The sequence below is a fragment of the Ectobacillus antri genome (assembly GCF_003852715.1).
GTDB lineage: Bacteria > Bacillota > Bacilli > Bacillales > Bacillaceae_G > Ectobacillus > Ectobacillus antri.
In genome coordinates, this window is sequence record NZ_RIAV01000001.1 from 28,945 (window position 1) to 54,548 (window position 25,604).

Annotated in this window: 23 protein-coding genes and 2 pseudogenes; 17 read left to right on the plus strand and 8 right to left on the minus strand. The window is 42.8% G+C overall.

Annotation, left to right across the window (positions count from 1 at the left end):
* Window position 1 precedes the first annotated feature (1 nt).
* Window positions 2–730 (plus strand): class I SAM-dependent methyltransferase, encoded by a 729-nt coding sequence (locus tag EEJ45_RS00135; protein WP_124562766.1) that lies wholly within the window; start codon window positions 2–4, stop codon window positions 728–730.
* Between the two features lie 156 nt (window positions 731–886).
* Window positions 887–1,084, plus strand: coding sequence for a hypothetical protein (locus EEJ45_RS00140; protein WP_124562767.1), 198 nt, complete (start codon window positions 887–889; stop codon window positions 1,082–1,084).
* A gap of 112 nt (window positions 1,085–1,196) precedes the next feature.
* Here the strand turns inward: EEJ45_RS00140 and odhB are convergent, their stop codons facing one another.
* The 6 genes from odhB to EEJ45_RS00170 form a co-directional block, all read right to left on the minus strand.
* On the minus strand, window positions 1,197–2,459 hold the full coding sequence (gene odhB / locus EEJ45_RS00145; protein WP_124562768.1) for a 2-oxoglutarate dehydrogenase complex dihydrolipoyllysine-residue succinyltransferase: 1,263 nt from the start codon (window positions 2,457–2,459) through the stop codon (window positions 1,197–1,199).
* A 60-nt stretch (window positions 2,460–2,519) separates the two neighbouring features.
* On the minus strand, window positions 2,520–5,303 hold the full coding sequence (locus EEJ45_RS00150; RefSeq protein WP_124562769.1) for a 2-oxoglutarate dehydrogenase E1 component: 2,784 nt from the start codon (window positions 5,301–5,303) through the stop codon (window positions 2,520–2,522).
* A gap of 692 nt (window positions 5,304–5,995) precedes the next feature.
* Complete coding sequence (locus EEJ45_RS00155; RefSeq protein WP_124562770.1) at window positions 5,996–8,164, minus strand: HAMP domain-containing sensor histidine kinase; 2,169 nt, start codon at window positions 8,162–8,164, stop codon at window positions 5,996–5,998.
* Window positions 8,142–8,831: a response regulator transcription factor gene (locus EEJ45_RS00160; RefSeq protein ID WP_124562771.1), complete on the minus strand. Its 690-nt coding sequence runs from the start codon at window positions 8,829–8,831 to the stop codon at window positions 8,142–8,144. The genes EEJ45_RS00155 and EEJ45_RS00160 overlap by 23 nt, the downstream gene beginning before the upstream one ends.
* Before the next feature lie 244 nt (window positions 8,832–9,075).
* The gene (locus tag EEJ45_RS00165) at window positions 9,076–9,552 is read right to left on the minus strand and encodes a DinB family protein (protein ID WP_124562772.1); all 477 of its coding nucleotides are present in this window, start codon (window positions 9,550–9,552) and stop codon (window positions 9,076–9,078) included.
* 148 nt (window positions 9,553–9,700) lie between these two features.
* Complete coding sequence (locus tag EEJ45_RS00170) at window positions 9,701–10,336, minus strand: YczE/YyaS/YitT family protein (protein ID WP_124562773.1); 636 nt, start codon at window positions 10,334–10,336, stop codon at window positions 9,701–9,703.
* Between the two features lie 268 nt (window positions 10,337–10,604).
* On the opposite strand from EEJ45_RS00170, the pseudogene EEJ45_RS18920 reads away from it, so the two are divergent.
* From EEJ45_RS18920 to EEJ45_RS00195, 5 genes and pseudogenes are all read left to right on the plus strand, one after another.
* Window positions 10,605–11,039, plus strand: a pseudogene (locus EEJ45_RS18920) (M15 family metallopeptidase); the annotation flags it as partial.
* 238 nt (window positions 11,040–11,277) lie between these two features.
* Window positions 11,278–13,035 carry an ABC transporter ATP-binding protein gene (locus tag EEJ45_RS00180; protein ID WP_124563177.1) on the plus strand — a complete coding sequence of 586 codons (1,758 nt, stop codon included), beginning with the start codon at window positions 11,278–11,280 and terminating at the stop codon, window positions 13,033–13,035.
* The gene (locus EEJ45_RS00185; RefSeq protein WP_124562774.1) at window positions 13,028–14,764 is read left to right on the plus strand and encodes an ABC transporter ATP-binding protein; all 1,737 of its coding nucleotides are present in this window, start codon (window positions 13,028–13,030) and stop codon (window positions 14,762–14,764) included. Before EEJ45_RS00180 ends, EEJ45_RS00185 begins: the two co-directional genes overlap by 8 nt.
* Window positions 14,765–14,849: 85 nt before the next feature.
* Window positions 14,850–15,116, plus strand: coding sequence for a DUF1292 domain-containing protein (locus EEJ45_RS00190; RefSeq protein WP_124562775.1), 267 nt, complete (start codon window positions 14,850–14,852; stop codon window positions 15,114–15,116).
* A 112-nt stretch (window positions 15,117–15,228) separates the two neighbouring features.
* Window positions 15,229–15,387, plus strand: a pseudogene (locus EEJ45_RS00195) (histidine phosphatase family protein); the annotation flags it as partial.
* A 6-nt stretch (window positions 15,388–15,393) separates the two neighbouring features.
* Here EEJ45_RS00195 and EEJ45_RS18230 read toward each other — a convergent pair.
* Window positions 15,394–15,576, minus strand: coding sequence for a hypothetical protein (locus EEJ45_RS18230; RefSeq protein WP_164464150.1), 183 nt, complete (start codon window positions 15,574–15,576; stop codon window positions 15,394–15,396).
* A gap of 225 nt (window positions 15,577–15,801) precedes the next feature.
* On the opposite strand from EEJ45_RS18230, the gene EEJ45_RS00200 reads away from it, so the two are divergent.
* The 10 genes from EEJ45_RS00200 to copZ all read left to right on the plus strand — a co-directional run bounded on the left by EEJ45_RS00200 (window position 15,802) and on the right by copZ (window position 24,978).
* Window positions 15,802–16,458 (plus strand): hypothetical protein, encoded by a 657-nt coding sequence (locus tag EEJ45_RS00200; protein ID WP_124562777.1) that lies wholly within the window; start codon window positions 15,802–15,804, stop codon window positions 16,456–16,458.
* A gap of 120 nt (window positions 16,459–16,578) precedes the next feature.
* The gene (locus tag EEJ45_RS00205; RefSeq protein WP_124562778.1) at window positions 16,579–17,163 is read left to right on the plus strand and encodes a DUF6944 family repetitive protein; all 585 of its coding nucleotides are present in this window, start codon (window positions 16,579–16,581) and stop codon (window positions 17,161–17,163) included.
* A gap of 91 nt (window positions 17,164–17,254) precedes the next feature.
* Entirely contained in the window at window positions 17,255–17,812 is a 558-nt protein-coding gene (locus tag EEJ45_RS00210; RefSeq protein WP_124562779.1) for a chromate transporter, read from the plus strand.
* The gene (locus tag EEJ45_RS00215; RefSeq protein ID WP_124563178.1) at window positions 17,812–18,336 is read left to right on the plus strand and encodes a chromate transporter; all 525 of its coding nucleotides are present in this window, start codon (window positions 17,812–17,814) and stop codon (window positions 18,334–18,336) included. The genes EEJ45_RS00210 and EEJ45_RS00215 overlap by 1 nt, the downstream gene beginning before the upstream one ends.
* A 563-nt stretch (window positions 18,337–18,899) precedes the next feature.
* Entirely contained in the window at window positions 18,900–19,529 is a 630-nt protein-coding gene (locus tag EEJ45_RS00220; protein ID WP_124562780.1) for a TetR/AcrR family transcriptional regulator, read from the plus strand.
* Between the two features lie 430 nt (window positions 19,530–19,959).
* Window positions 19,960–21,228: an MFS transporter gene (locus EEJ45_RS00225; RefSeq protein WP_342769328.1), complete on the plus strand. Its 1,269-nt coding sequence runs from the start codon at window positions 19,960–19,962 to the stop codon at window positions 21,226–21,228.
* Entirely contained in the window at window positions 21,225–21,500 is a 276-nt protein-coding gene (locus EEJ45_RS00230) for a metal-sensitive transcriptional regulator (RefSeq protein WP_124562782.1), read from the plus strand. Before EEJ45_RS00225 ends, EEJ45_RS00230 begins: the two co-directional genes overlap by 4 nt.
* 32 nt (window positions 21,501–21,532) lie before the next feature.
* The gene (locus EEJ45_RS00235) at window positions 21,533–23,941 is read left to right on the plus strand and encodes a heavy metal translocating P-type ATPase (RefSeq protein ID WP_124562783.1); all 2,409 of its coding nucleotides are present in this window, start codon (window positions 21,533–21,535) and stop codon (window positions 23,939–23,941) included.
* Window positions 23,942–23,960: 19 nt separating this feature from the next.
* On the plus strand, window positions 23,961–24,755 hold the full coding sequence (locus EEJ45_RS00240; protein WP_124562784.1) for a hypothetical protein: 795 nt from the start codon (window positions 23,961–23,963) through the stop codon (window positions 24,753–24,755).
* Between the two features lie 16 nt (window positions 24,756–24,771).
* A complete protein-coding gene (gene copZ, locus EEJ45_RS00245) occupies window positions 24,772–24,978 on the plus strand; it encodes a copper chaperone CopZ (protein ID WP_124562785.1) in 207 nt (68 codons plus the stop codon).
* Window positions 24,979–25,150: 172 nt separating this feature from the next.
* On the opposite strand, the gene EEJ45_RS00250 is transcribed toward copZ, so the two are convergent.
* Window positions 25,151–25,414 carry an excalibur calcium-binding domain-containing protein gene (locus EEJ45_RS00250; RefSeq protein WP_124562786.1) on the minus strand — a complete coding sequence of 88 codons (264 nt, stop codon included), beginning with the start codon at window positions 25,412–25,414 and terminating at the stop codon, window positions 25,151–25,153.
* Window positions 25,415–25,604: the final 190 nt, after the last annotated feature.

A 25,604-nucleotide genomic window follows, 5' to 3' on the forward strand; every position in this document is an offset into this window, starting at 1 on the left:
GATGCAACAAAACATTTATGATCATCCTGATTTCTTTAAAGGCTATAAGCAATTGCGACAGTCGCCGCTGAACTACAACAACTTCGTTGAGCAGCCCGCATTGCGCCGCATGCTGCCGGATTTGAAAGGTAAGCATGTACTAGATCTTGGCTGTGGAATGGGAGAGTTTGCCCGCTTTTGTATTGAGCAGGGGGCAGCGGAAGTGACCGGTATTGATTTATCGGAAAACATGATTGCCGAAGCACGTAGGCATCCGTCTGAACGTATAACGTATGTACAAGGTTCCATTGAAGACACACCTCTAGGCCAGTACGACTTAGTCGTAAGCTCTCTTGCACTTCATTATGTAAAAGATTACGAAGGTGCGGTACAAAAAGTAGCTAAGGCCCTCAGGCCAGGCGGTACTTTTTTGTTTTCTGTTGAGCATCCGATTGTAACTGCAAGCAAACAAGGAGACTGGGTGAAGGATGAAAAGGGAAACAAGCTATATTATCCGATAGATCACTATCATGAAGAGGGACAGCGAATCATCTCCTGGTACGTAGATGGTGTAATTATCTACCACCGTACGCTAACCACATTGCTGAACGGACTCATGCGAGCAGGCTTTACACTGCAGGAAATTGAAGAACCTATACCGACCGAAGAGGGCATACGCCTCATGCCGCGGGTGGCAAATGAACTGCGCAAACCATCTTTTTTAATCATAAAGGCGGAAGTCGGCCGATAGAAGAGGAGAATCGGCCGATAGAAGAAGAGAATTGGCCGATAGAAGGGGAAAATCGGCCGATAGAAGAGGAGAATTGGCCGATAGAGAGGAGAATCGGCCGATAGAAGAAGAGAATTGGCCGATAGAAGGGGAAAATCGGCCGATAGAAGAGGAGAATTGGCCGATAGAGAGGAAAATCGGCCGATAGAAGAAGAGAATCGGCCGATAGAAGAGGAGAATCGGCCGATAGAAGAGGAGAATCGGCCGATAGAAGAAGAGAATTGGCCGATAGAAGGGGAAAATTGGCCGATAGAAGAAGAGAATCGGCCGATAGAGGAGGAGAATTGGCCGATAGAGAGGAAAATCGGCCGATAGAAGAGGAAAATTGGCCGATAGAAGAGGAAAATCAGCCGATAGAAGAGGAGAATTGACCGATAGACTAAACTATAAAGTAAAAAATCCCCATCACTGGATGGGGATTTTTTCATTAACCTTCTAAAAGCAAAGATTTTGGATCTTCAAGCAACTCTTTTACCATCGCTAAGAAGCTTACCGCTTCTTTGCCGTCTACGATGCGGTGGTCGTAGGAAAGGGCGATGTACATCATCGGGCGGTTTTCCATGCGCTCTGCATCGATTGCAACCGGACGCAACTGAATTTTGTGCATGCCGAGAATGCCGACTTGTGGTCCGTTTAGGATCGGTGTAGACATTAAGGAACCGAATACGCCGCCGTTTGTGATTGTGAACGTGCCGCCTTGTAATTCTTTTAGTGTCAACTTGTTGTCGCGTGCTTTTTTACCAAGCTCGCTGATTTCCCTTTCAATCTCTGCAAAGTTCTTCGTGTTCGCATCGCGTACAACCGGTACAACTAGACCTTCTGGTGCAGATACCGCGATACCAATGTCGTAAAATTTCTTCACAATCAGTTCATCGCCTTGAATTTCAGCGTTTAATAACGGGAATTGCTTCAATGCCGCTACAACTGCTTTTGTAAAGAAGGACATAAAGCCTAGACGTACGTCATGCTTTTTTACAAATGCATCTTTACGCTCGTTACGAAGCTCCATGATTGCCGTCATGTCAACTTCATTAAATGTAGTTAGCATAGCTGCCGTTTGCTGTACTTCCACCAAGCGATTTGCAATTGTTTGGCGACGGCGGGACATTTTCACGCGTTCCACCGGCTTGTCAAACTCAACTGCTGCTTTTGGCTTTTCAATCTTTGGTGCAGGAGCTGGAGTCGGAGTTGGTGCAGCAGTATGTGCTTTTACATCATGCGGTCTGATGCGGCCAAGTGGATCTGTGCTGCGCACTTCGTTTAAGTCGATGCCCATCTCGCGTGCCAATTTACGTGCTGCCGGAGAAGCAATTGGACGATCTGTGTTTGGCAGACCTTGCATCGGCTGCGGCGCAACAGGTGTTTCTACCTTTGGTGTATCTGCTTCTAGCTGCGGAGCAGGCGTAGGTGCTGGTGCAGCTGGTGCAGCTGGTGCTTCTACTGTTGCCGCTTGCTCATTCGTATCTAAAATGGCGATTACATCGCCGACTTCTACTGTATCGCCGGGTTGTTTTAACATTTGTGCTACAATACCTGTGTATTCTGTGTTAATTTCTAGGTTTACTTTGTCAGTTTCAAGCTCAACGACGCTTTCCCCTTTGCTTACTTTGTCGCCAACTTTGATGAGCCATTGAGAAATAGTGCCTTCTGTAATAGATTCTGCAAGCTCAGGTACTTTAATTTCAATCATTTGTATGTCCTCCCCAATTTGCCTTGCGATTTAGTGCGAGCGGGGGCGTACCCCGCTCTGTTACATATGAACGAATTCTTTTTCAAGCGCTGTCGGCTCAGTTTGACCAACGCGTAATGCGCAGCTGATGATAACATCTTGTTCCGCCTTATGCACATACGGATCGCCACCAGATGGACTAGAACGATCTGGACGACCAATATAGCCAACCTTTTTGCCGTCTGCCATTTCAAATAATGTCGGTGCAAGGTAGTGCCAAGCGCCCATGTTTCTTGGTTCTTCCTGTACCCATACGATTTCAGTGAGATTCGGGTAACGCTTCATAATTTCTTCAATTTTTTCTTTCGGGAACGGATACAACTCTTCAACGCGCACGATGTGCAGTTCATCAAGCTCCAGTTCCTTATTGGACTCCACTTCCGCAGCCAAGTCGATTGCCATCTTACCAGTTGTTAAGACAAGGCGCTTCACTTTATCCGTTTTGCCAAGACCTGGCTGCTCCAGCACCGCTTCAAATTTGCCTTCGCTTAATGCTTCAGCAGGCGAGGTTGTCAGCGGGTTACGAAGCAAGCTCTTTGGCGTCATGATGATAAGCGGGCGTACATAATCTTTGCCGAGGCTCATCGCTTGACGACGTAAAATGTGGAAGTATTGCGCTGCGCTTGTTAAATTCGCTACTGTCCAGTTATTCTCTGCGGCAAGCTGCAGGAAGCGTTCCGGACGTGCACTAGAGTGCTCCGGACCTTGGCCTTCGTAGCCGTGCGGAAGCAAAATAACAAGACCAGATTTTTGTCCCCATTTCGCGCGGCTTGCTGATACAAATTGATCGAACAAACCTTGGGCGGTATTGGCGAAGTCACCGTACTGCGCTTCCCAAAGTACCAGAGTTTCCGGTGCAAACACATTGTAGCCGTATTCAAAGCCGACAACCGCAGCTTCTGAAAGCGGACTGTTGTGGACTGTGAAGGAAGCGTTGCTGCTTGGAATACGATGAAGTGGTGAATACGTTTCGTTTGTCTCCGTATCATGCAGCATAATGTGGCGATGCGCGAATGTACCGCGCTGTGAATCTTGACCTGTTAAGCGAATTGGCGTACCATCCTGTAAAATGGTTGCATATGCTAACGCTTCAGCGTGCGCCCATTCAATTTTACCTTCTGCTAACGCTTGCTCGCGGCGCTCCAAAATCTTTTTCACTTTTGGATAGACGCGGAAATCAGAAGGCCAATCAAGCAGCGCTGCATTGATTTCACGCAATGTTTCTGCCGGAACACTTGTTGATAGGTTTGGAATGCCGTTCGCGACAGCATCTGGCATCTTCACGTCCGCACTCACGTTTCCTGTTGTTTTCGGTCCAACCAACGCGTACTCAGATTTTAAATGCTCCTGTACAAATGCGGAGATTGTTTCAATTTCCTCATTTTGCAGTACACCTGACTCCTGCAATTGCTTCGCGTACAATGCGCGGACTGTTGGATGTTTGCTCACCTTTTTATATACAAGCGGCTGCGTTACAGCAGGATCGTCCATTTCGTTGTGACCGTAGCGGCGGTAACCAACTAAGTCGATAACAAAATCCTTTTGGAACGTTTCGCGGTAGCGGTATGCTAGGGAAGCAGCCTGTAAACATGCATCTGGATCATCCGCGTTTACGTGTATGATTGGAATGTCAAACCCTTTTGCAAGGTCGCTCGCATAGCGCGTGGAGCGAGAGTCATAGCTGTCTGTTGTAAAGCCGACCATGTTGTTGGCAATGATGTGAATTGTCCCCCCTGTGCGGTAGCCATTCAATCTGCCAAGGTTCAGCGTTTCAGCGACAATACCTTGACCAGGGAATGCCGCATCCCCGTGCACCAAAATCGCAAATGCTTTTGATACATCGTGCGTAGGCTCACCAGCTTTTTCACGGTTTTCCTGTGCCGCACGTGCGAAGCCTTCTACAACCGGATCAACAAATTCTAAGTGACTTGGATTGTTTGCAAGTGTTACGCGTGTTCCGCCAACCATGTGCTCTTTACCAAGGTGATACTTTACATCGCCCGTCCAAGCGTCAGCTGCCTGCGCTTTTGAGTTTTGAAACTCCGTGAACATGACGTTGTACGGCTTTTCTAATACATGTGCAAGCACGCTCAAACGCCCGCGGTGCGCCATACCAATGACAACATCCTGTACACCTTGCTTTGCACCGTGTGCAATCAACTCATCCATCATAGGAACGAGCATATCTACGCCTTCAATGGAGAAGCGTTTTTGGCCGACAAAAGTTTTGTGCAAAAATTGTTCGAAGCCTTCTACGGCTGTTAATCGTTTTAACACAGCAATGCGTGTTTCATTGCTGATGGTTTGCGGAATAGTTTCAATTTGCTGTTGCAGCCAAGTGCGCTCTGCTTTGTCTTGTACATGTGCGAACTCGAATGCTAATGTACTCGTATATACTTGCTGCAGATGAAGAACTGCATCCCAAGCAGTGCGAATATGCTGCGGTGCCTCGTGCCATATCGCAGTAACTGGAATCGCTTTCAAATCTGCTTCACTAAGACCATTCAAAGGTACCTGTGCGTTTGTCCGCTCTAGTGGATTTAAATCGGCATAGACATGACCTTGTGAGCGAATCTCATCAAGTAGTCGTGCTGCTGCCAAAAGTTTTGAGCCGTCAAAGGCTTGCGGTGCTGTTTCTGGTGCTGCTGTATTTGTTTCAGGTGGTGCGCCCCATGTTGTAAACAAGTCTTGCAATTCTGCTTCTACCGCTTCACCATTTAAAAAAAGATCATATTGTTCAATTACATAGCCAAGGTTTGGACCGTGGAACTTCAACCACGGGTTACCGTTTGTTTGTTTTGTCATCCAACAAAACCTCCTAAGTTCGTGCGTGTTTCTGTCTTGCCGGTGATGTGTCGATGAATATCCCCTATACTCTTATGTTATCAGAATAATTAATATTTACCAAAAACTATTACTTATCTATTTCCTAAGAAAGCATTCGCAAAATCTTATCACGAATTGGAATCCTTTCCAAAAAGAAGGGTTGTCCATCTTCATAGCATGTCGTACAAGACGCGGGGCATAGTGGCTGCCCAAATTTCTCATTCCCCTTAAAAATAGTATTACAATAATAAATGCAATCTCTATACATATACTAATATAGTAAGCGTTTGCATTTATATTATACAGCTTTTTAGAAAAGTATAAAGTAGTAAATTGCATAAAGACTATGAATTTAGTGAAAATTTATTGAAGGAATAACTTTTTTTATAGGGTAGAGAAGAACGGGCGATGTGTGGCTGCGATCAGTGCCTAACCTAAGAGATACGCGTGTCAAATAAGAACATACACACGTAGCGAGGCGTTCTGAAGCTGTGATTTTCTTGCTGTTTCTATGTCGAAAAAATCATGTAGACTTATATAGATTAGCAAATAGCTGTGCATATCGTTGCAATTAGAAAAAATGACATTCTCTTTTGGGTTAGGGCTTAGGATGTACAGGTGTGTGAAGGATTTTTTTCTATTTTGCTGCAAGCCTATAAAAAAAGCGTCCGTTATAGGACACTTTTTCGTAATGTGATGGTGATTTTAAAGAGATCGCCGTCGAGTTCGATGTCGAGCTCGCCGCCGTGCAGGTCGACGATAGATTTGGCGATGGCAAGACCAAGGCCAGAGCCGTCGGTGTGACGCGACGTGTCGCCGCGCTTGAAACGCTCGAGTAGTTCCTCCGTATTGCCGCCAAGCTCGTATTTAGAGACATTTTTAAATGTAATGATTACATCTTCACCGGCGCTTGTAATGTTAATGTATACACGAGAGTATTCCAAAGAGTACTTTAAAATGTTGCTAATTAAGTTATCAAATACCCGCCACATTTTTTGTCCGTCTACTACAGCGAAGATTTGATTTTCGCTGTGGGTAACACGGAATTGCAGGGTGGATTGTGAGATGTTATCATCATGCTCCGCAAGCGATTGCTGTAGAAGCTGGACGATATCCGCTTGCTCTAAGGTAAGCTCAATATTGCCACTCATCATTTTAGAAGCCTCAAATAAGTCGTCAATCAACACCTTCAGTCGCTTTGACTTGCGATCGAGAACCTCAACGTAGGCGCTGCGTTCATCTTCTGTTAAATTTGGTGATTTCAATAAATCGGTATACGTAATGATCGACGTAAGAGGTGTGCGTAAATCATGACTGACGTTTGTGATTAGCTCTGTTTTGAGACGCTCACTTTTTGCCTGCTCTTTTTGCGAAAATGATACATTGTTTTTTAGTATATTAATATCTGCAGCCAGAGCAGCAAGCGGGGAACGACCTTTCACAGGTAAATCAGCACGCAGATTGCCATTTGCAATTTCTTTAACGGCAGTGAACACTTCATTAAAATAGGCGGTTTGTTTTAAAATGTATAGAAAAACGGGCACGCCCACGAGCAAAACAAACGGCATATAGACGATAATGAGACCAGATTCAACTGCGACAAATACAGCACTAAATCCAAGTGTGAATAACAGGCCCATCAAGATTACAATCTGCATGCCGATGCTGCGGACAAAAAATACTTTTTTTATGAATTCTAAGATATGATAGCACCAAGTGCGCTGCCATAACGTAGTAATAGATTCCTCACGCCATTCTTTCCATAATGCCCATGCTTGCGGCAGTGTAGCGGCGATTAGGAAAGCTGAAGCGAAAATACCAAAAATCATACGATCTGCCGGCATATAGTGAATCTCGTAGTATCTAAAGGGACGTTCGCTCATAAGGAACACCAAAGCTAGTAGTGCCATAAATGCAAATGCACCAAGCCTAATATCAAAGGGGACTTTCGTATAATACGGACGCAAAGCAATAAAGAAGGTAGACGGACGAAGAAACTTCGTCGTATACAACCCAGCGATTAATAAAAGAACAGATATACCTGTGTAGATAAAAAAGCGTTGTTTTAGTGTTTTGTAATATAAGGCGGTATCAACGATAGGAGCTGACTTTTTAGCCCATTTCGGTACGGCTACAATACCTTCGAACTGACCGTTTTCTAAGGGTACTTGCTTTTTATTACCAAAATACAGGGGTTCTTTACTCGTGTAAGTCTCGTGCCAAAGCACATCTTGCTCTCTAAGTAGCTTTTGTGCAGCTGCGTAGTCTGTAACATTTACATTCGTATGAACTTTTCCAGTGTCCACGTTGACAAGGAAATAAGAGAAGGTTGCATTGTAGTATTTGTAACCTGTTTGCATACTTTCTAAGTTCATGTAATGTTCATCTAACGCTTTTTCCTTTTCTTTCAACACTTTTGCGCGTACATGTTCATCATCTTGAAAGTTTTTAGTGATATCTGCGATTTTGGCATCGCGTTCTGTTTTATATAACCCTGCAACTTCAGGCGTTGGACTGTTATTTATTTTATCCTCATACTGTGCGGTAATACTGGCAATTTGTTCATTCAAATCACCGTATCGATAGCGATGTTCGTGAATCTCTTCCGCTGTCACCTTGATTTGCTGTTTCGCTTCTTCCTTTGGTACATAGTTAAGTTCCAACTCAGAAAGCACAGATAAGTAGTTTTGCTTTTCTCCTTCAAATTGCGGCGTATCGAAATACGTTTTATACGTAAAATTGATTCCATCTAGCAAGAGTGAAAACGTTCCGGTACAGCCAAGACCGACTACTAACAGCCAAATCAGTGTCTTTACACTACTTTTCCATTTTATAGCCAACACCCCACACCACCTTTAAATATTTTGGATTTTTTGGATTGATTTCAATTTTTTCACGGATGTTCCGGATATGTACGGCGACCGTGTTTTCTGGGTTAAAGGATGGCTCGCGCCAGACGCGTTCGTAAATTTCGTGAATGGAAAATACGCGTCCTGCATGGGTCATCAGCAGCTCGACAATTTTATATTCAAGTGGTGTCAGCTTGACGGGCTCGCCGTGTATGGTTACCGTTTTGGCGGCTTGATCAAGTGACAGACCGTTTAAATCAATGCTCCTTGTACCGTTGTAGGTTCCAAGGTTTACATAGCGTCTCAGTTGTGATTTAACACGGGCGATGAGCTCAAGCGGATTAAACGGTTTGGTAACATAGTCATCAGCCCCGACCTGCAGACCGAGTACCTTGTCGGCCTGTTCGCTTTTGGCGCTCAGCATAATAATGGGAATGTTTTTTTGCTCGCGTATTTTAAAGGTTGCGGAAATGCCATCAAGGCGCGGCATCATAATATCCAGTAAGATGAGATGAATATCATGTGTCATGACAAAGTCCAATGCTTCAATGCCGTCTTTTGCCTTTAAAACATGAAAGCCTTCGTTTCGTAAATAAATTTCAATGCCATTGCGAATCTCTTCATCATCGTCGACGACCAGAATTGTAAATTTGTCCATACGTATCACACTCCTTTCGAAAGTATATCATGTGTTTTAGTATAGCAAACAAATCTTAATAACAGTTTAGGGAATTTCTTAAGAGTTTCTTAAGGAAAGATGGTGTTACATAAAGTTCGGTGTGGATTTCCGTTACGGGGGTTCGCTTTCCGCGACCAATCAAAGAGCCACCTTCACTCCGATTAACCAGTGCCAACTAGCAACATATGACTTGAATACAGCCTAAGGAAAAAAATCATCCAAACTAAGCCGTTTGGATGACAGAGAGTACTTGCTTTTGATGATAGCAATCATGGTGAATAAACTCGTCAATGATATAGAGCAGGGAATAGGGGGCACCGGTATGTGCATCATGTGAAACATTGTTAACGGAAATGTGGGCACATAATGCGTCAACTTGCATATTTCGCAGTTCGTAAACAAGTTGCTCGCGTGTGGCCGCTGCTTGGTTCAGTACGTCTTGCTGCGACAATTTACGGTAGCAAAGAGACGAATGGTTGTATGTATCAAAATCCGGAAACTGTATATCTTTTCCTATTCTTACAGCCGGCAACGTATGAGTCAGTAAATACTCATCCCAATGGAACAGGTGAGCAATTACATCTCGTACTTCCCACTTTCCTTCGGCAATCGGTCTTTCCCAAAATGCAGGTTCCATCTGTAAGGAGCGGAGCCAAGCGGCAAATTCCTCAAATGTAGCAAGAGTTTGTTGTATATGCATGGATACCCTCTTTTCTCAAGGGAATGAAACGAATAGAGCTTGACTATTGGATAGATAACACACAGGCCCGCATGTTTTACGAAAAAAGAGGGTGATGTATATTCACCCTCGTGAGATATCCTCTGCCTGTTACGTCACCTTTTAAAAGTTAACCTGCAGATGCATGGCTTATAGCTGTACTGCTAAACTTTTGCTTTATACGCCCAACTTGCTTAAAGAAGAATTGCACAACAGGTCCGATAATAACTGTAATCACAATTGTGCCGATGTTGATAGGACCTTGTAAGATAAATGCCAGCACAAGGGCAACGAGTTCACCAAGTGTTTTGGCTGTCATTAAGCTTACGTTGAATCGTTTTTTCAGTGCCATCATAAACATATCGATGGGATTTAGCATGGGCATTTCAGCCTGTAAGTACATCCCAGCCCCGAGACCAATGACGATGATCCCGAGAAGCAGAACGCCCCAGCGCAGTGTCATTCCATCTGGTTGCCAGTTTGGAAATACCTGCAATAGCCAGAAATCGACGAACAAACCAATTAATACAAATGTAATGGCGGCCAAAAATTGCGGACGCTCCTTTAAGAGCCAAGCGTTGATAAATAAAAGTGCCGCTTGATTGATAATCATCCAGGTACCTACAGTCAAGCCGAATGTTTGTGATTGTCCCACTGCCAGTGCATCCCACGCACCAAGTCCAACGTTTGCTTTAATCGTGAGACTAATGCCCAGTGTAAGTACCATAATGCCGGTTAGAAACAGTAAAATCTTGCTGCTTTTCATGTTATGACTCCCTTTATGTGATGTCGTTCCCATCATTTATTATAAGGGAATACGCTGGAAATGGGGATTATTTTTATTTTTTATGTAATTTCCCACTTCTCTCGTTTTATCTTTATATATATGTATGATGAACAAACATTAAATGGTCGCTTGTCCTAGTACGTCTGACTTCTCAAGTACGTATGATACAACAGTGATATACATGTTTGTAAATCACGCAGGTTTGGCAGACCATTTTTAAAAAGGAGGATGTGACATGGCATTTCAAATGACATATGACAAGCGTAATCGTACAAACCTTGATCAACTTGCTCCCAACACAAAGGCTGCCGCTTATAAGTGGTATCAATATTGTATTGATAACAAAGCTGATATCTTAATATATGAAACCATTCGTACAGTGGAACGTCAACGTCAGTATGTAGCGCAAGGTGTATCACGTACTATGCAGTCGTATCATTTAGTTGGGCAGGCTTTGGATTTTGTTCCCATCATTAACGGAAAAGATGAATGGAGCCGCAGCGCGTATTTACAAGAGCCATATCGTTCTGCCATCGCGTATGCAAAAAGCTTAGGCTTTGAGTGGGGCGGAGATTGGACGGATTTTGTTGACAATCCCCACTTGCAGTTTAACTACAAAGGCTATGGAACGGATAAAGTATTGGATAGCCCGTCCTATAAAGTAATCATACCAAATACCGCATTTTGGCAGGCTCGTGGTCTTGTGCGCGAGTTTGAGGGTAGAGGCTACCAAGCTAAAGGTGTAAACTTAAAGGCATATGGACCGAATCAACAACCAGCGGAAAACGATCCATATTTGTTCGTGATCGAAACAGATCTGGAAAATGCGAAGCAACTCGTGATTGAGTTAAAAACGCGTGGCTATCATTTGACATACGGAGAAGCACAAAAGTAAGACGAATGAAAAATCCATCGCTATGATGGATTTTTCATTCGTTTTCTACATACATCAAAATAGGGAGGAGATTTTTTTGCATGTATTACGATATATCAAACCATACCGATTTGCGGCGATAACAGCTCTTTTCTGTATGCTGGTGGAGCTTGGGGTTGAATTGCTACATCCATTATTTATGGCAAAAATTATTGATGAAGGCATAATGGAGAATGACTTGCGGAAGGTGTTAACATGGGGCGGAATTATGCTGCTGATGTCCTTGCTTGCCTTTGCGTCCGGTGTTGCAAACTCGTTTATTGCTGCTCATGTTAGCCAAGGCTTCGGTCACGATGTGAGACATGCAACATTTTCAAAAGTACAATCCCTGTCGGTGCAAGAAGCGAAGCGTTTTCCCGCTGCTACTCTTGTGACGCGTTTAACAAGCGATGTATCGCAGCTCCAAAATACGTTGTTTATGAGTCTGCGCATTGCCATGCGTGCCCCGCTATTGCTAGTAGGTAGCATTGTTATGGCGTGCATCCTTGATTTGCGTTTGGCTTTTACGCTTCTTGTGACAGTCCCGCCGCTATTTCTCTTTTTATGGTGGATGCTGAGAAGAGGAAGGGTGTTGTTTCGCGGTGTGCAAGAAAAGTTGGACAACGTAAATAGTGTTATGCGTTTTAATGTAGCTTCTATGCGTTTTATTCGTGGTTTTTCGCGTCGTACATACGAAACAAAACGCTTTGACAGGGCAGACGGACAATTGCGTCAACGTACCGTTACATCATTGCGAACCCTAGAAGCCACAATGCCTGTTTTGCTTCTGATTATGAATACAGCCATTCTAGTAATCCTCTGGTTTGGCGGCGTGCGTGTTTCAGCTGGAGATGCACAGGTTGGAGAGGTCGTTGCTATTGTCAATTACGCGCTACGTATTACCTCTGTTTTTTCGGTATTTTCCTTTATTATTATGGCCTATTCTCGTGCGTTCGCCTCAGCTGGACGAATTGGAGAAGTATTAGCAGCGGACCAGAAAGAAGAAAAGGGAATGGAGGTATCGTTACAGGGAAGTGTTGCATTTCGCAATGTGTTCTTTCGATACCCTGACACAGACTCGTATGCCCTGCAGGAGGTATCGTTTGCGGCAGGAGTGGGTCAAACCATTGCTATTATGGGAGAGACCGGTGCGGGCAAAACAACGCTCCTGCAACTGCTGGTTAAATTATATGATGTAAAAGAAGGGGATGTGTATATAGATGGGTACCCGATTCAATCACTTCATGTAAAAAGTGTCAGACAGGCAATTGGGATGGTACCGCAGGAGTCACTTTTATTTACAGGAAGCATACGTGAAAATATTGCGTGGGGAAACAGCGAGGCAACAAACGAAGAAATTATACAAGCGGCAAAGGATGCGCAAATTCATGACACAATCATAAACATGCCGCACCAATACGATAGCATAATCGGACAAAGAGGTGTGAACTTATCCGGTGGCCAAAAGCAGCGAGTTGCCATTGCGCGTGCGCTCGTGCGAAAGCCGAAGCTGCTGTTACTTGATGACAGTACGAGCGCCCTTGATACAGAAACAGAATCGCGCTTGCTTACAGCTATTCAAGCTTATCACTGCACAACCTTACTTATTACACAAAAGGTCAGCACAGCAAGGAGAGCCGATCGCATCGTTCTGCTTGAGAACGGACGCGTTGTCGCACAAGGTACGCACGGTCAGCTGCTTCGCACATCGCAATTGTACCGAGACATGCATACATCACAATTAGGAGGTGCTGCGCATGTCTAACAAAAAGCCGAACGATTGGAAACAAACCTTACACCGTTTATGGGCGTATGTGGATGAGCAAAGAAGCAAACTATTTGTTGTCTTCTTTCTTGTTGTATTAAGCTCCGGTCTTGGCCTTTTGGGTCCGTTTTTAATCGGAAAAGCGATTGACCTTTATATTGTGACGAAACAACCAGAAGGGCTTATGTCACTGCTTTTGGGACTTTTTGCAGTGTATCTTCTATATGCAGTCTCCCTCTTTTTGCAAAACTATTGGATGATTCATGTTTCTCAGGATACAGTATCTAAGCTGCGTCGCCAATTGTTTCGCCATTTGCACCGTTTACCGCTGCCGTATTTTGATAAGCGGCAGCACGGTGAAATTATGAGCCGTGCTGTTAATGATGTAGAAAATATTAGTTCTACTTTGAATAGTTCAGTCATTCAAGTCGTATTGAGCGTGATTACGCTTATCGGTACGATTTCTGTAATGCTTTGGTTAAGCCCCCTATTAACACTGCTTACCATGATGATTGTTCCTTTATTGTTTATCGGTATGAAATGGATTACGGCACGAACAGGTCCGCTATTTCAACAACAGCAGCGAAATCTAGGCGAAGTAAACGGCTTTGTCGAAGAAATGGTATCAGGACAATCGGTGATGCAAATCTTTTCGCAGGAAGAGCGTGTTATCAAGCTATTTATGGAAAAGAATGAAAAACTGAAAAAAACAGGCTATTGGGCTCAGGTGTTTTCCGGTTTTATTCCGAAATTGATGAACGTGCTAAACAATGGTAGCTTTGCCGTTATTGCTTGTATCGGTGGTGTGCTCGCGCTCCGCGGTATGGTCACAGTTGGAACCATCGTCATTTTTGCCGAGTATGCACGTCAATTTACAAGACCGCTCAATGATCTCGCAAATCAGTTCAACACGCTATTATCAGCAATTGCAGGTGCGGAACGTGTTTTTGAAACATTGGATGAAGAGCGGGAGGAAGATGAGATAGGCGCTCGTGAAGTAGAGAAGATACAAGGGCATGTGGAGTTTGTAAATATTTCATTTTCCTATGGTGCAGAAGAGACCTTAACAGATGTCAGTTTTCGAGCACGTCCGGGTGAAACAGTTGCGTTTGTCGGTCCAACCGGAGCCGGTAAAACAACCATCACAGGATTATTGTCTCGCTTTTATGAGCCGGCGGCAGGCGATATTCGTATTGATGGTCAAAGCATCAAGGGAATTACACGTGAAAGCTTGCGGCGACAGATGGGCTTTGTATTGCAGGATACAGTGCTGCTTGCTAGCAGTATACGTGAAAATATTCGCTACGGTCGTTTGGATGCAACTGAGGAGGAAATTGTTGCAGCAGCACATATGGCAGGGGCCCATGCATTCATCAGCAAGCTCCCAAATGGCTACGATACAGTAATCGGTCCCGACGGCAGCGGCATCAGTCAAGGACAAAGACAACTGCTGGCAATTGCACGGGTCATGCTTGCCGCGCCGGCTATTCTTGTGTTAGATGAAGCGACCAGTAGCATTGATACACTGACAGAGCAGCATGTACAGCAGGCGCTTGCAAGGCTGATGAAAGGACGCACCTGCTTTATTATCGCACATCGCCTTAATACGATTCGAACGGCCGACCATATTGTCGTTTTACAAGAGGGACGAGTGGTAGAACAAGGCTCTCATGAAGAGTTGGTAGAGAGCGGCGGTTTGTATGAAAGATTGCATCAATACTACCATTGAAGCATATGCTTGTATATGTGCGCCCGATAACGTAAGATGAAAGGGTAACATTCTAACTTGGCAAGAAACGAAAGGAGCGGTCGATATGGAAGAGATCAAAGTAGGCGACGTTTTTGCAATCGGTGACGAGGGTGAAGAGCAAGAGGTAGAGGTATTGGGCACGATGCACGTAGAAGGTCATGCATATATCGCCGTAGGTCTTCTGGAGGATATCCAATCGACAACGGAAGAAGAAATGGACGTGTTCTTGTTTAAAGTGGAAGAGAACGGTGAATTGTCTTACATTGAAGACGATACAGAGTTTGAAAAGGTATCAGCAGAATTTGAGCGAGTAACAAGCGAGGAAGTATAAGAAAAAGCGCCGATTGCGGCGCTTTTCTTTTTGTATACAGTGTTGGCAAATAGAACATAAAAGCTTGTTATGGTAGGATATTTGTATTATTGAATGTTACATGGAGGTACATATGCTACACATATACATCACGCGCCACGGAGAAACAGAATGGAATACAGAAGGTCGTCTACAGGGCTGGTCGGATTCGCCGCTGACTGAAAAAGGAAGGCGAGATGCGATATTGCTCGGAAATAGGCTTCAGGATATTTCGTTCTCCGCAATTTATACTGGTAAGCTATTTTTGTTTTGTCAAGCTATCCTTAATAGCCTGCAGCTCCTGCAAGATTTGCCGATCTAGTTCCTTCTTTGTACGTAAGTATTGTAAAATCTGAAATGCAATAATGACTACCAACAACATTACCAAAGGCTGTAGCAAAATACCGATTGTTGCTGAGAGAAACGCCAATGCCTCCATCATATTCCCCTTCCTGTTTGAATTAAGGAAAGCAATTACATATGTGAATATTGTATAAGATGTACGCTTGTGATATACCACTCTTTGTAAAATATATAGGAAATATGAGTCTTATTTTTATAATATAAAAAATATTTTTCTAATTATGATTGCATATAAATCTATATATTTTTATAATAAGTATAATAATTGTAAGGCATAAATACTCTTAGCCGGAGCGTGTGGAAGATGGAGAGATTGATAGTCATCAAAGGTGTACTTATAACAAGTGTGTTAACGGTTGGTTTAATGAGTGGTTGTTCTTCTCAAGAAAAAACGCTGGTACAGTCGAAGGACACAGCTAATCAAACGATTGTAAAAGAAGAGAAACCAGCAGATGCTGCGCCTGAAAAAGTACAAGAAGAAAAGCCGGTTGCTAAGCAAGAGACACAACCGCCGAAGCCGATAGAAGCAAAGCCTGCCATAGAACCAAAGTCAGTAACATCTGTTGTACAAGCAGATCCAAAACAATACATAGCAATTCCGTTTACAGATGATGTAGGAACCGTGTATGGTACGCTTTCCATAGAAACATCCTTTCATGTATATACCAAACGTGTAGATGAAGCAGAAGCAAAAGAAAACGGCGGGTTATATATGTACGCCATTCATGCTGAAAAAGATGGGCTGGATGTTGTCGTGGGAGATATTTTAATTGCTGACGAAAATAAAGAAAGTGACATCGAACCATCCTGGCGACGTGTCTTAAAGCGTGTGCATGGAAAAACGGTGTATGTTAATTTGATTCGAGAGGCACCTGAGCAGTTAGCAGAGCAGCCGGACAAGCTAAAAGAGTGGCAAGACTTTCATGCGGAATTATCACATGCATTGGAAACAATGAATTAATAAGCGAGCGAATATAGCTCGCTTTTTTTGCGTGTATATGAATTCACACGGGAAGAGGCGTTCCCTTTCTACTTAAGAAGAATATGTTAGCAGTAATAAAATAGGAACGGTGGGAGTGAAATGGATCGAGAATATAGCGAAGAGTTGTTGCTTGAAATGGGAACCTATATCCTTGCGCTTGGCAGCGTTATAGCAGCTATCGGACAAACAAAAAATTTGATATATAAGGATGAGAACGGAAAGATTTTGTTTGCGCAAGGAAACGTCATAGAAGCTGTTGGCAATGTGATTGAGGCAATTGGGCGCACAAAGCTATATGAAATGGAACCATTTGAACCTGAGCTTGCAACCATCACAGGCTGTTGGTTGCAGGCAACTGGCAACACAACAAACGCTGTTGCAACACAATTTGAAATCGAGGGCGAGGAGCAAGTGGGCAATCAGTTCAATGCAGTGGGAAGCGGTGTGCAAGCGCTTGGTGCGACATTTGAGGCGGCTGGTCTTTCTGCAAGAGGCACAAAAAGAGGTCGTGTTGAAAGCAATGGAAATGTATTGATTGCGATTGGTTCCTATTTAGAATCGTCCGGTCACCTATCGCTGTTAAACGACCAAAAAGGTGTGGGGAATGCACTATTATTTACAGGAAGCTGGGTGCTTGCAATAGGTGCACTGCTTACAGTTTATGGACTGCAAATTAAGGACTGATAGGAAGGGGCTTTTAAATAAATCTTTGTATTGCAGTACACTATATCGTCATCTTGTGGCAAACTAAAAGAAAAACCAAAGGAAGGGTCAGATGAAACAACGTCATATTTTTGTCGCTTTTTTTCGCAGCAGCATGCTTGGATACGGAGGAGGACCTTCAACGATTCCTCTCGTTCATAAAGAGGTAGTGGAGCGTTTTAAGTGGATGAATGAAGAAGAATTCGGTGACGTGCTGGCGATTGGCAACACGTTGCCAGGTCCAATCAACACGAAAATGGCAGGATATATCGGTTTTCGAGTTGGGGGTATACCAGGCATGCTAAATGCAGTGCTCGCTACAATACTGCCTACCATTATTTTAATGATTGTACTGCTCACTACTTTGGTCACGTTCAAGGATTTAAAGTGGGTACAGGGCATGACGAAGGGGATTGTTCCTGTTGTAGGTGTGATGCTCGGCGTATTAACATGGCAATTTATACAAAGTTCAGTCAAGGGACTGCGATGGCCTTTTACAATCGTTCATCTCGTAGTGGGCGTACTTTTCATAGAAATTTTTCATGTACATCCGGGCTTTATCATTGGGGGATTGTTGCTATTTGCTTTGTGCAAACCATCTAAATCAAAAGAACAGAAGGGATTATCATGATGGTGTATTGGGATCTGTTTTGGGCTTTTTTCATCGCTAACATATTAGGATACGGAGGGGGGCCTGCGACCATTCCGCTCATTCAAACCGAAGTGATACAGCGCGGTTGGCTGACAAATCAAGAGTTTAACGAAGCACTTGCGATGGGAAATGCTTTGCCTGGTCCTATCGCCACGAAAATGGCGGGATATATTGGCTTTCATGAAGGCGGTGTACTAGGAGCATTCTTAGCGGTTTTCGCCACAGTAGCCCCATCGTTATTGCTGATGCTAACGCTAATGGGCATTTTATATACATATCGTCATTCTCAACAGGTAAAACGCATGACCTTGTACGTTAAGCCAACAATCGCTGTCTTGCTCGGCATTATGGCTTTTCGATCATTTGAAGAATCGTATCTGCAGGTTGGTGCTGGGCAAATGTTGTTTCTAGGAATAATAAGCTACATTTTATTGGAAAAGGTAAAAGTACATCCTGCCATTGTTGTACTAGGGGCTTTGATATACGGAGGGCTCAATCTATAGGTTGATAGTATAGATATAGGCCGTTAGTATGCAAGCAAGATACGAAAGTGAGAAGAAACTCTTTTATATGATATTTGGAAACATAAGGGTAGAAGAGAGTTTGATACAGGTAATAGAGACAAAAATTTACATAGATACATATGTACTTTCATATAAGCATTTTTGGACAAGTTGCATGTAATAATAGTTCATAAGACAGGAGGTTATATATGAAACGTAAACATAAGGACTGTTTTTTAGGTTTTGATACAAAATGAAAAGTAGCCATGCTTCATGTATGGTGTTCATATCCAATGGTTTTTCATCTAAAATCGTCAAGGATACCCCCACTTCAAACAGACTGCAAGGTCGTTAAGTGGTGGGTTGTTGACTTGCTAATTCGTAGGGATAGTTGCGTAAAAAACATGGAGTTAAATCTAGCAGCAACAACTATATTTGCTGATATAACATTATGTTGCAATCTCGTATACATACTAGGCACCATTGACACAGAAATGAACACTCGTTAACATTAGTTTATAGTATCAACTTATGTTTATGCGAATAAAAGGCAGGTTACCCAAATGAACCATTTAATTGTAGATTTAGATCCATCCAGTACGAAACATAAAATTTTAGTGACGTCGATTGAACTGTTTTCCCGCAAAGGCTACTCGGCTGTTTCCGTAAGGGAGATTACAAAGGCTGTGGGCGTAAAGGAAAGCTCTTTGTACAATCACTTCAAATCAAAAGAAGACATTTTGCAGATGATTTATGATGTGTTTCAAACACAACATAGCAAGGCGTTGCCTGATGTAAGCTTATTGCCGATGATTGTGAAAAAGCAGTCTGTTGAGCAGTTTTTAAAAGCGGGCGTGCAAAACTTTAAGGATTCCGTTCAAGTTGATTTGCATGAGAAAATGTGGCGTATTGTAAGTATCGAGCAATTTCGGGATCAACGTGCGCGCGACATTGTTGTCAATCAAATCTACGGAAAAACAATCGAATTTTTAGAAGCGGCTTTTAAAGCATTTATGGCTGAAAACAAAATTAAAGAACAGGATGCACGCCAGCTTGCAATCGAGTATCAATATCCTGTGTTCACCATGATGATGGAATTTATGCTACTTCGCTACGATAACAAGGACACAGCAGAAGTAGAGCAGAAGATGCTCCGGCATGTGGCGTTTTTCTTGCATTATTTAGAATGCTAACCACCTATACCGATAGGTGGTTTTCTTATTTCTTGCTCTGTGAAAGTTCGTTGTTGATTTCCGTTACGGAGTTTCGCTTGCCGCGGATAGCTATCTCCTCAGAGCTATGTGCCTGCAGGGCTCTCTTTGACTCGCTTCACTCCAATCAACAAGTCTCAATTAGCAACATTAGACTGTAACACAACTTATTTTTTATAAAATTATACAAACATATGGAAAAACATAAATGTCTGTGATAAGATTCATACAAAACTAACTAACGATAGTTAGTATAAAATAAAAATTTAAAAAAGATTGACACATACTATAGGGGGGTATAGTATATTGTGTAAAGGGAGGAGAATATCATGGAACATGTTCAAATGGTTACTTCGCTTCAACAAGATTATGCTAAAAAAGAGCTATTACAATCACTATCTTTTTATTAGGCATATTTATGGGCGCTTTAGATCACGGAATTGTGGGGCCGGCGCTAAGTTCCATCATTCAATTTTATAATATTGAGGCCTCGTGGGGCGTATGGAGCTTTACTATCTACACTTTGTTTTTTGCAGTTAGTATACCGCTTATGGGCAAGTTTTCTGACCGAATTGGAAGAAAGCATATTTACGCTATCGGCATTACGCTATTTTCAATCGGCTCTTTACTGGCAGCATTAGCACCAAACTTTATCTTGTTTTTAATAGGGCGTGCTGTGCAAGCAATTGGCACGGGTGGTATTTTTCCTATCACAGCTGCACAAATCGCTGCAACGTACCCGCCAGAAAAGAGAGGAAAGGCATTAGGTTATATCGGTGTTGTGTTTGGAATAGGAAGCATTCTAGGTCCGATTGTTGGCGGATTCATTCTAAAATATTTAACATGGCAATGGATTTTTCTTATCAACATCCCAGTTTCTGTAGCTATTTTGTTTCTTTTACTAGGTGTAAAGCAATCACAAGAATTGACGAAAAAACCGATTGATTACAGAGGTATTGTTTTACTAACACTCACTATATTAACAGTCATGCTCAGTATTACGCTAAAAAGCCCTGTACTAATTATGATTGGACTTTTATGGTGTTATCTACTTGTTAAAGCGGAGAAGAAAGCAAAAGATCCAGTTGTGAATATACGCTACTTTACGAAACGAAATACGTTGTCTCTATTGTTGCTTTCTCTAACATCGGGATTCATCATGGCATCTACTATTAATTTATTGCCACTGTTTGGAGAGACAGTATTGGGGTTAAGTAAAGCGGAATCTGGAATTGGTGTTACGCCTCTGGCCATTTCTTCCATGATTGCATCGTTAATTGGCGGTTTACTAGTTGATAAAATCGGTGCAAATAAAGTGTTGCTAGGAGGCTTCTCCTTCACACTACTTGGTGCAGTTGCACTCGCATTATTTGTAAATTATATATCAGCCTTCGTTGTTACAATCACAGTGATGGGGTTTGGCATTGGCATTATTATCGGCGCACCGCTTAATGTGATGATGATGAAAAATGTAAGTGTGCAAGAAACCGGCTCCGCTATTGGATTTTTAAGCTTACTGCGTTCCCTCGGCTCAACCCTTGGACCGACTATGGCCGGCATTATGCTGACTGTGTTTCCTGACAAATTCACGTATATCTACCTGATTAGTGCAGCTCTTTCCATTCTTAGTGTGATGGTGGTTTTTAGCTTTACGACAACAAGAAAGCAGACACAGCGATGAGTGAACCAAATAGAATGGATACCCATGTCGTAAAGCTAGAAAATAGACTGAATCGAATTGAAGGACAAATTCGAGGGATTAAAGGCTTAATTCAAAAGGAAGTGTATTGTGACGATATTCTTATTCAAATCTCGGCGGTGCAGGCAGCGCTAAGTGGTGTAGCAAAAGAATTGTTTGAGAAGCATTTACGTTTCTGTGCAGCTGAGCGAATTGCTTCGGGAGATACAGCTGTTATGGATGAACTGATGATTACAATAAAAAGGTTAAAATAATAGAAACAGGGTGTTACAGGGAGGGACATACAATGAGTGAAAAGTTAGAAGAAGTACATTTAGATATAGCAGGCATGACCTGTGCGGCATGCGCGCTTCGCATTGAAAAGAAATTAAATAAGGTGGATGGTGTTGAACAGGCAAACGTCAACTTTGCTTTGGAAAAGTCGACAATCTCTTTCAATCCAGATAAAACAAATATTCAACAGTTTGAGCAAGCGATTGAAAAATTAGGCTATAGCGTAATTCATGAAAAAGCAGAGTTTCGTATTGCTGGTATGACATGCGCCGCTTGTGCGAATCGAATTGAAAAAGGTTTAAACCGGATGTCGGGTGTTGTAAGTGCCACTGTCAACTTTGCACTAGAAACCGCTATGGTCGAATATTATCCATCAAAGGTCACAACTAAGGATATTATGGATAAAGTGAAAAAGCTTGGGTATGAAGCCATACTTAAAGAAGACCAAGGAAATGAGATAGATCAGCGCGAGCAGGAAATCCAAACGCAAAAAGGAAAATTTCTGTTTTCTCTTATCTTGTCCCTGCCGCTTTTATGGGCGATGGTGAGTCACTTTTCGTTTACTTCCTTCATCTATTTGCCGGAAATGTTTATGAATCCGTGGGTGCAATTTTTGTTAGCAACACCTGTACAATTTGTTGTCGGAAAACAATTTTATGTCGGCGCATACAAGGCGCTACGCAACAAAAGCGCCAATATGGATGTGTTAGTGGCACTCGGAACATCCGCTGCCTATTTTTATAGCTTGTATCTATCCGTCCGCTCGATTGGTTCTGATGGTCATATGGTGGAATTGTATTACGAAACGAGCGCCGTTCTCATTACGCTGATTATTCTCGGCAAGCTGTTTGAGGCAAACGCAAAAGGCAAATCCTCAGAAGCAATAAAAAAACTCATGGGGCTGCAAGCGAAAACGGCAATCGTTGTACGAGATGGTGTTGAACAAGAAATTACCTTAACTGAAGTCGTTGTGGGAGACGAAATTCTTGTGAAGCCGGGTGACAAAATTCCGGTTGACGGTGAAATTATCGAAGGACGCTCTGCGCTTGACGAGTCCATGCTAACAGGAGAAAGTGTACCTGTTGATAAAACAGTAGGTGATTCTGTAATTGGCGCAACGATCAATAAAAATGGATTTTTGCGTATCAAGGCAACGAAGGTTGGGCGTGATACCGCTCTTGCACAAATCATCAAGGTGGTCGAAGATGCACAAGGCTCTAAGGCGCCGATTCAAAGGCTCGCGGACCAAATATCGGGTATTTTCGTACCAATTGTAGTCGGCATTGCAGTTCTTACATTTTTGGTATGGTTCTTCTTTGTAAGTCCGGGCGAATTTGCAGAAGCGTTAGAAAAACTAATCGCAGTTCTCGTTATCGCTTGTCCTTGTGCACTCGGATTAGCAACACCAACGTCAATTATGGCAGGATCAGGTCGTTCAGCAGAATTTGGTATTCTCTTTAAGGGCGGCGAGCATCTTGAAGCGACGCAGAAAATCACCACAATTTTGCTTGATAAAACAGGTACAGTTACAAACGGAGCACCTGTTTTAACCGATGTTCACCCTGTTATGGATGAAAGTGAATTTCTTTACTTGGTTGGTACGGCAGAAAAGCAATCCGAGCATCCGCTAGCCGAAGCAATTGTACAAGGGATTAAAGAAAAAGGAATTACACTTGGAGATGTAGAGGCATTTACGGCCATTCCGGGATTTGGTATTGAAGCTATGGTGAGCGGTAAGCGCATTTTGGTCGGAACACGTAAGCTGATGCAGCAAGCACAGGTTGATGTATCACCGCAGCAAAAGCGTATGGAAATGCTTGAAAGAGTCGGTAAAACAGCGATGTTGGTTGCGGTGGACGGCGCATATGCCGGCATGGTGGCCGTGGCTGATACGATTAAGGAGACTTCAAAAGAAGCGATTGAAAGGCTACATGCACTAGGGCTGGAAGTGATTATGATTACAGGAGATAACGAGCGAACAGCACAAGCAATTGCCGAGCAAGCAGGCATCAAGCAGGTTATTGCGGAAGTGCTGCCCGAAGGAAAAGCAAACGAAGTGAAACGATTGCAGGCTGCCGGAAAGAAAGTGGCCATGGTCGGAGATGGCATCAACGACGCACCTGCCCTTGCTGTGGCTGATATTGGTATGGCGATCGGAACAGGGACGGATATCGCGATGGAGGCAGCTGATATTACCCTGATTCGCGGCGATTTAACAAGCATCGCGGACGCTATCTTGATGAGCAAAAAAACAATGGCAAATATCAAACAAAACTTATTCTGGGCATTCGCATATAACGCAATTGGCGTTCCAATCGCCGCAGTAGGGTTGCTGGCGCCTTGGGTAGCCGGCGCGGCGATGGCCTTCAGTTCGGTTTCTGTTGTGCTAAACGCACTTCGCTTACAGCGAATTAAACTTTGATAAAAAGGAGGTAAAACATATGAAAAAGTGGTTAATTAGCGCAGTTGTATACCTTGGTCTTGTAATGGGGGGCTATGCAATATACAGTAGTGTTATTGATGAAAGCGAGACCGCAAGCCATACCGAATCTCATGAAAAAAAGGAAACGCATGAGCACGGTGCAGCAGTACACACAGAAAGTGAAGTCAATGTAACCGCAAACTATAAGGAAAAGAATATAGAAATTACGTTACAAGACAAAACAGGAAAGCCGGTGGAAGAACTTGAGGTTAACCATGAAAAAATTCTTCATTTGATAGTTGTAGATGAGCATTTAGACAAATATTATCATCTCCATCCAACCGATTTAGGAAAAGGTGTGTTCTCGGTGCAGCAGGAACTACCAACTGGCACATACAAAGCATTTGTGGACATAAAACCGAAAAAACTGTCTTACGAGGTAGCGCCTATTGCATTCACGGTTGGTGAACCAAAAGAAGCACATGCACACGGCTTACAAGCGGATACAACTTTGACAAAAGAGGTAGACGGTAAACAAGTAACGATGAAGCTGAGTGCAACGAAGGCAAAAGAGCCTGTAACACTGCAATTTGATTTAGATGAAAGTACACTAGAGCCTTATTTGGGGGCAATGGGTCATGTCGTCATTTTGGATGACAAGGCACAGCAGTACCTGCATGTGCATCCAACGGACCATGATAAACCAGTGTTTAGTACCACCTTTGCACAGCCCGGTATATATAAAATTTGGGCAGAATTTAAGCAAAATGGCGTAGTAAGAGTATTTCCGTTTGTAGTAGACATTCAACCATAAGAAGGGGAGATATAGAATGAAACAACTTACCTTAACAGTACAAGGCATGTCATGTGGTCATTGTGTAAATGCGATCGAGGGAAGCGTAGGAAAACTAAACGGTGTAGAGAACGTTACAGTAGTGCTTCGTGAAGGTAAAGTAAACGTAAGTTATGATGAAGCAGTAATAGACGTAAGTACAATCAAGCAAATGATAGAAGATCAAGGCTATGATGTTGTGTAGTTAAGAAGAGAGCAATTGCTCTCTTTTTGTTTTGAGAATAGAAGCAGAAAAATCCCGATGTAGAGTAGAAGGTACGTACAAGATACGTTTTCAACAGGAGTTGTACTGGCGGATTGGATTGCATCCGCTCGTGTAACAGGGCACGTTTTTTATTTTGCATGACGTTCAGACGTTATTGTTCACATGCGATAAAATCATTATCGCGATCACTTTTTTTATTGGCGTCATATAAAGCTTTTGACACATATGGTTTATATTTTGTTTTGCCACCTTTATTTTTCGCTGAAGATGTGCGAGCGACTCCGCCTTTGTAATCCTTGTTTAATTCCGTACAATTTTTGTACGTTTTAGCAGCCGCTTCTGTTGTGCTTTGGAATCCAAAGGTTGCGGAAACAATGAGTCCTGTGGATAGAAGAATTGTTATAGGTTTTTTCATACGATATCCTCCTCTTTTATGTATGAATAGAAAATATATATCTTTATATGAAAACTAAAAGATGTTTTAGCATTCTTTGGAATAAAATGAAAGTTTAATTTTATATTTTCATTTGACTTAACTTAAAAAGATAAATTGGTACTGCGGAAACGTATTAAAAAGTAAATGAACCTATCTAATTTGATTGTAT

Bases quoted from the DNA above. Each gene is read 5' to 3' on its own strand.
- EEJ45_RS00160 (WP_124562771.1), bottom strand. From the start codon at position 8,831: ATGGACAAATTTACAATTCTGGTCGTCGACGATGATGAAGAGATTCGC.
- EEJ45_RS00190 (WP_124562775.1), top strand. From the start codon at position 14,850: ATGGAAGAGATCAAAGTAGGCGACGTTTTTGCAATCGGTGACGAGGGT.
- EEJ45_RS00210 (WP_124562779.1), top strand. From the start codon at position 17,255: ATGAAACAACGTCATATTTTTGTCGCTTTTTTTCGCAGCAGCATGCTT.
- EEJ45_RS00165 (WP_124562772.1), bottom strand. From the start codon at position 9,552: ATGCATATACAACAAACTCTTGCTACATTTGAGGAATTTGCCGCTTGG.
- EEJ45_RS00235 (WP_124562783.1), top strand. From the start codon at position 21,533: ATGAGTGAAAAGTTAGAAGAAGTACATTTAGATATAGCAGGCATGACC.
- EEJ45_RS00200 (WP_124562777.1), top strand. From the start codon at position 15,802: ATGGAGAGATTGATAGTCATCAAAGGTGTACTTATAACAAGTGTGTTA.
- copZ (WP_124562785.1), top strand. From the start codon at position 24,772: ATGAAACAACTTACCTTAACAGTACAAGGCATGTCATGTGGTCATTGT.
- EEJ45_RS00250 (WP_124562786.1), bottom strand. From the start codon at position 25,414: ATGAAAAAACCTATAACAATTCTTCTATCCACAGGACTCATTGTTTCC.
- EEJ45_RS00205 (WP_124562778.1), top strand. From the start codon at position 16,579: ATGGATCGAGAATATAGCGAAGAGTTGTTGCTTGAAATGGGAACCTAT.
- EEJ45_RS00135 (WP_124562766.1), top strand. From the start codon at position 2: ATGCAACAAAACATTTATGATCATCCTGATTTCTTTAAAGGCTATAAG.
- EEJ45_RS00240 (WP_124562784.1), top strand. From the start codon at position 23,961: ATGAAAAAGTGGTTAATTAGCGCAGTTGTATACCTTGGTCTTGTAATG.
- EEJ45_RS00185 (WP_124562774.1), top strand. From the start codon at position 13,028: ATGTCTAACAAAAAGCCGAACGATTGGAAACAAACCTTACACCGTTTA.
- EEJ45_RS00170 (WP_124562773.1), bottom strand. From the start codon at position 10,336: ATGAAAAGCAGCAAGATTTTACTGTTTCTAACCGGCATTATGGTACTT.
- EEJ45_RS00230 (WP_124562782.1), top strand. From the start codon at position 21,225: ATGAGTGAACCAAATAGAATGGATACCCATGTCGTAAAGCTAGAAAAT.
- odhB (WP_124562768.1), bottom strand. From the start codon at position 2,459: ATGATTGAAATTAAAGTACCTGAGCTTGCAGAATCTATTACAGAAGGC.
- EEJ45_RS00220 (WP_124562780.1), top strand. From the start codon at position 18,900: ATGAACCATTTAATTGTAGATTTAGATCCATCCAGTACGAAACATAAA.
- EEJ45_RS00180 (WP_124563177.1), top strand. From the start codon at position 11,278: ATGGATTTTTCATTCGTTTTCTACATACATCAAAATAGGGAGGAGATT.
- EEJ45_RS00150 (WP_124562769.1), bottom strand. From the start codon at position 5,303: ATGACAAAACAAACAAACGGTAACCCGTGGTTGAAGTTCCACGGTCCA.
- EEJ45_RS18230 (WP_164464150.1), bottom strand. From the start codon at position 15,576: ATGATGGAGGCATTGGCGTTTCTCTCAGCAACAATCGGTATTTTGCTA.
- EEJ45_RS00215 (WP_124563178.1), top strand. From the start codon at position 17,812: ATGGTGTATTGGGATCTGTTTTGGGCTTTTTTCATCGCTAACATATTA.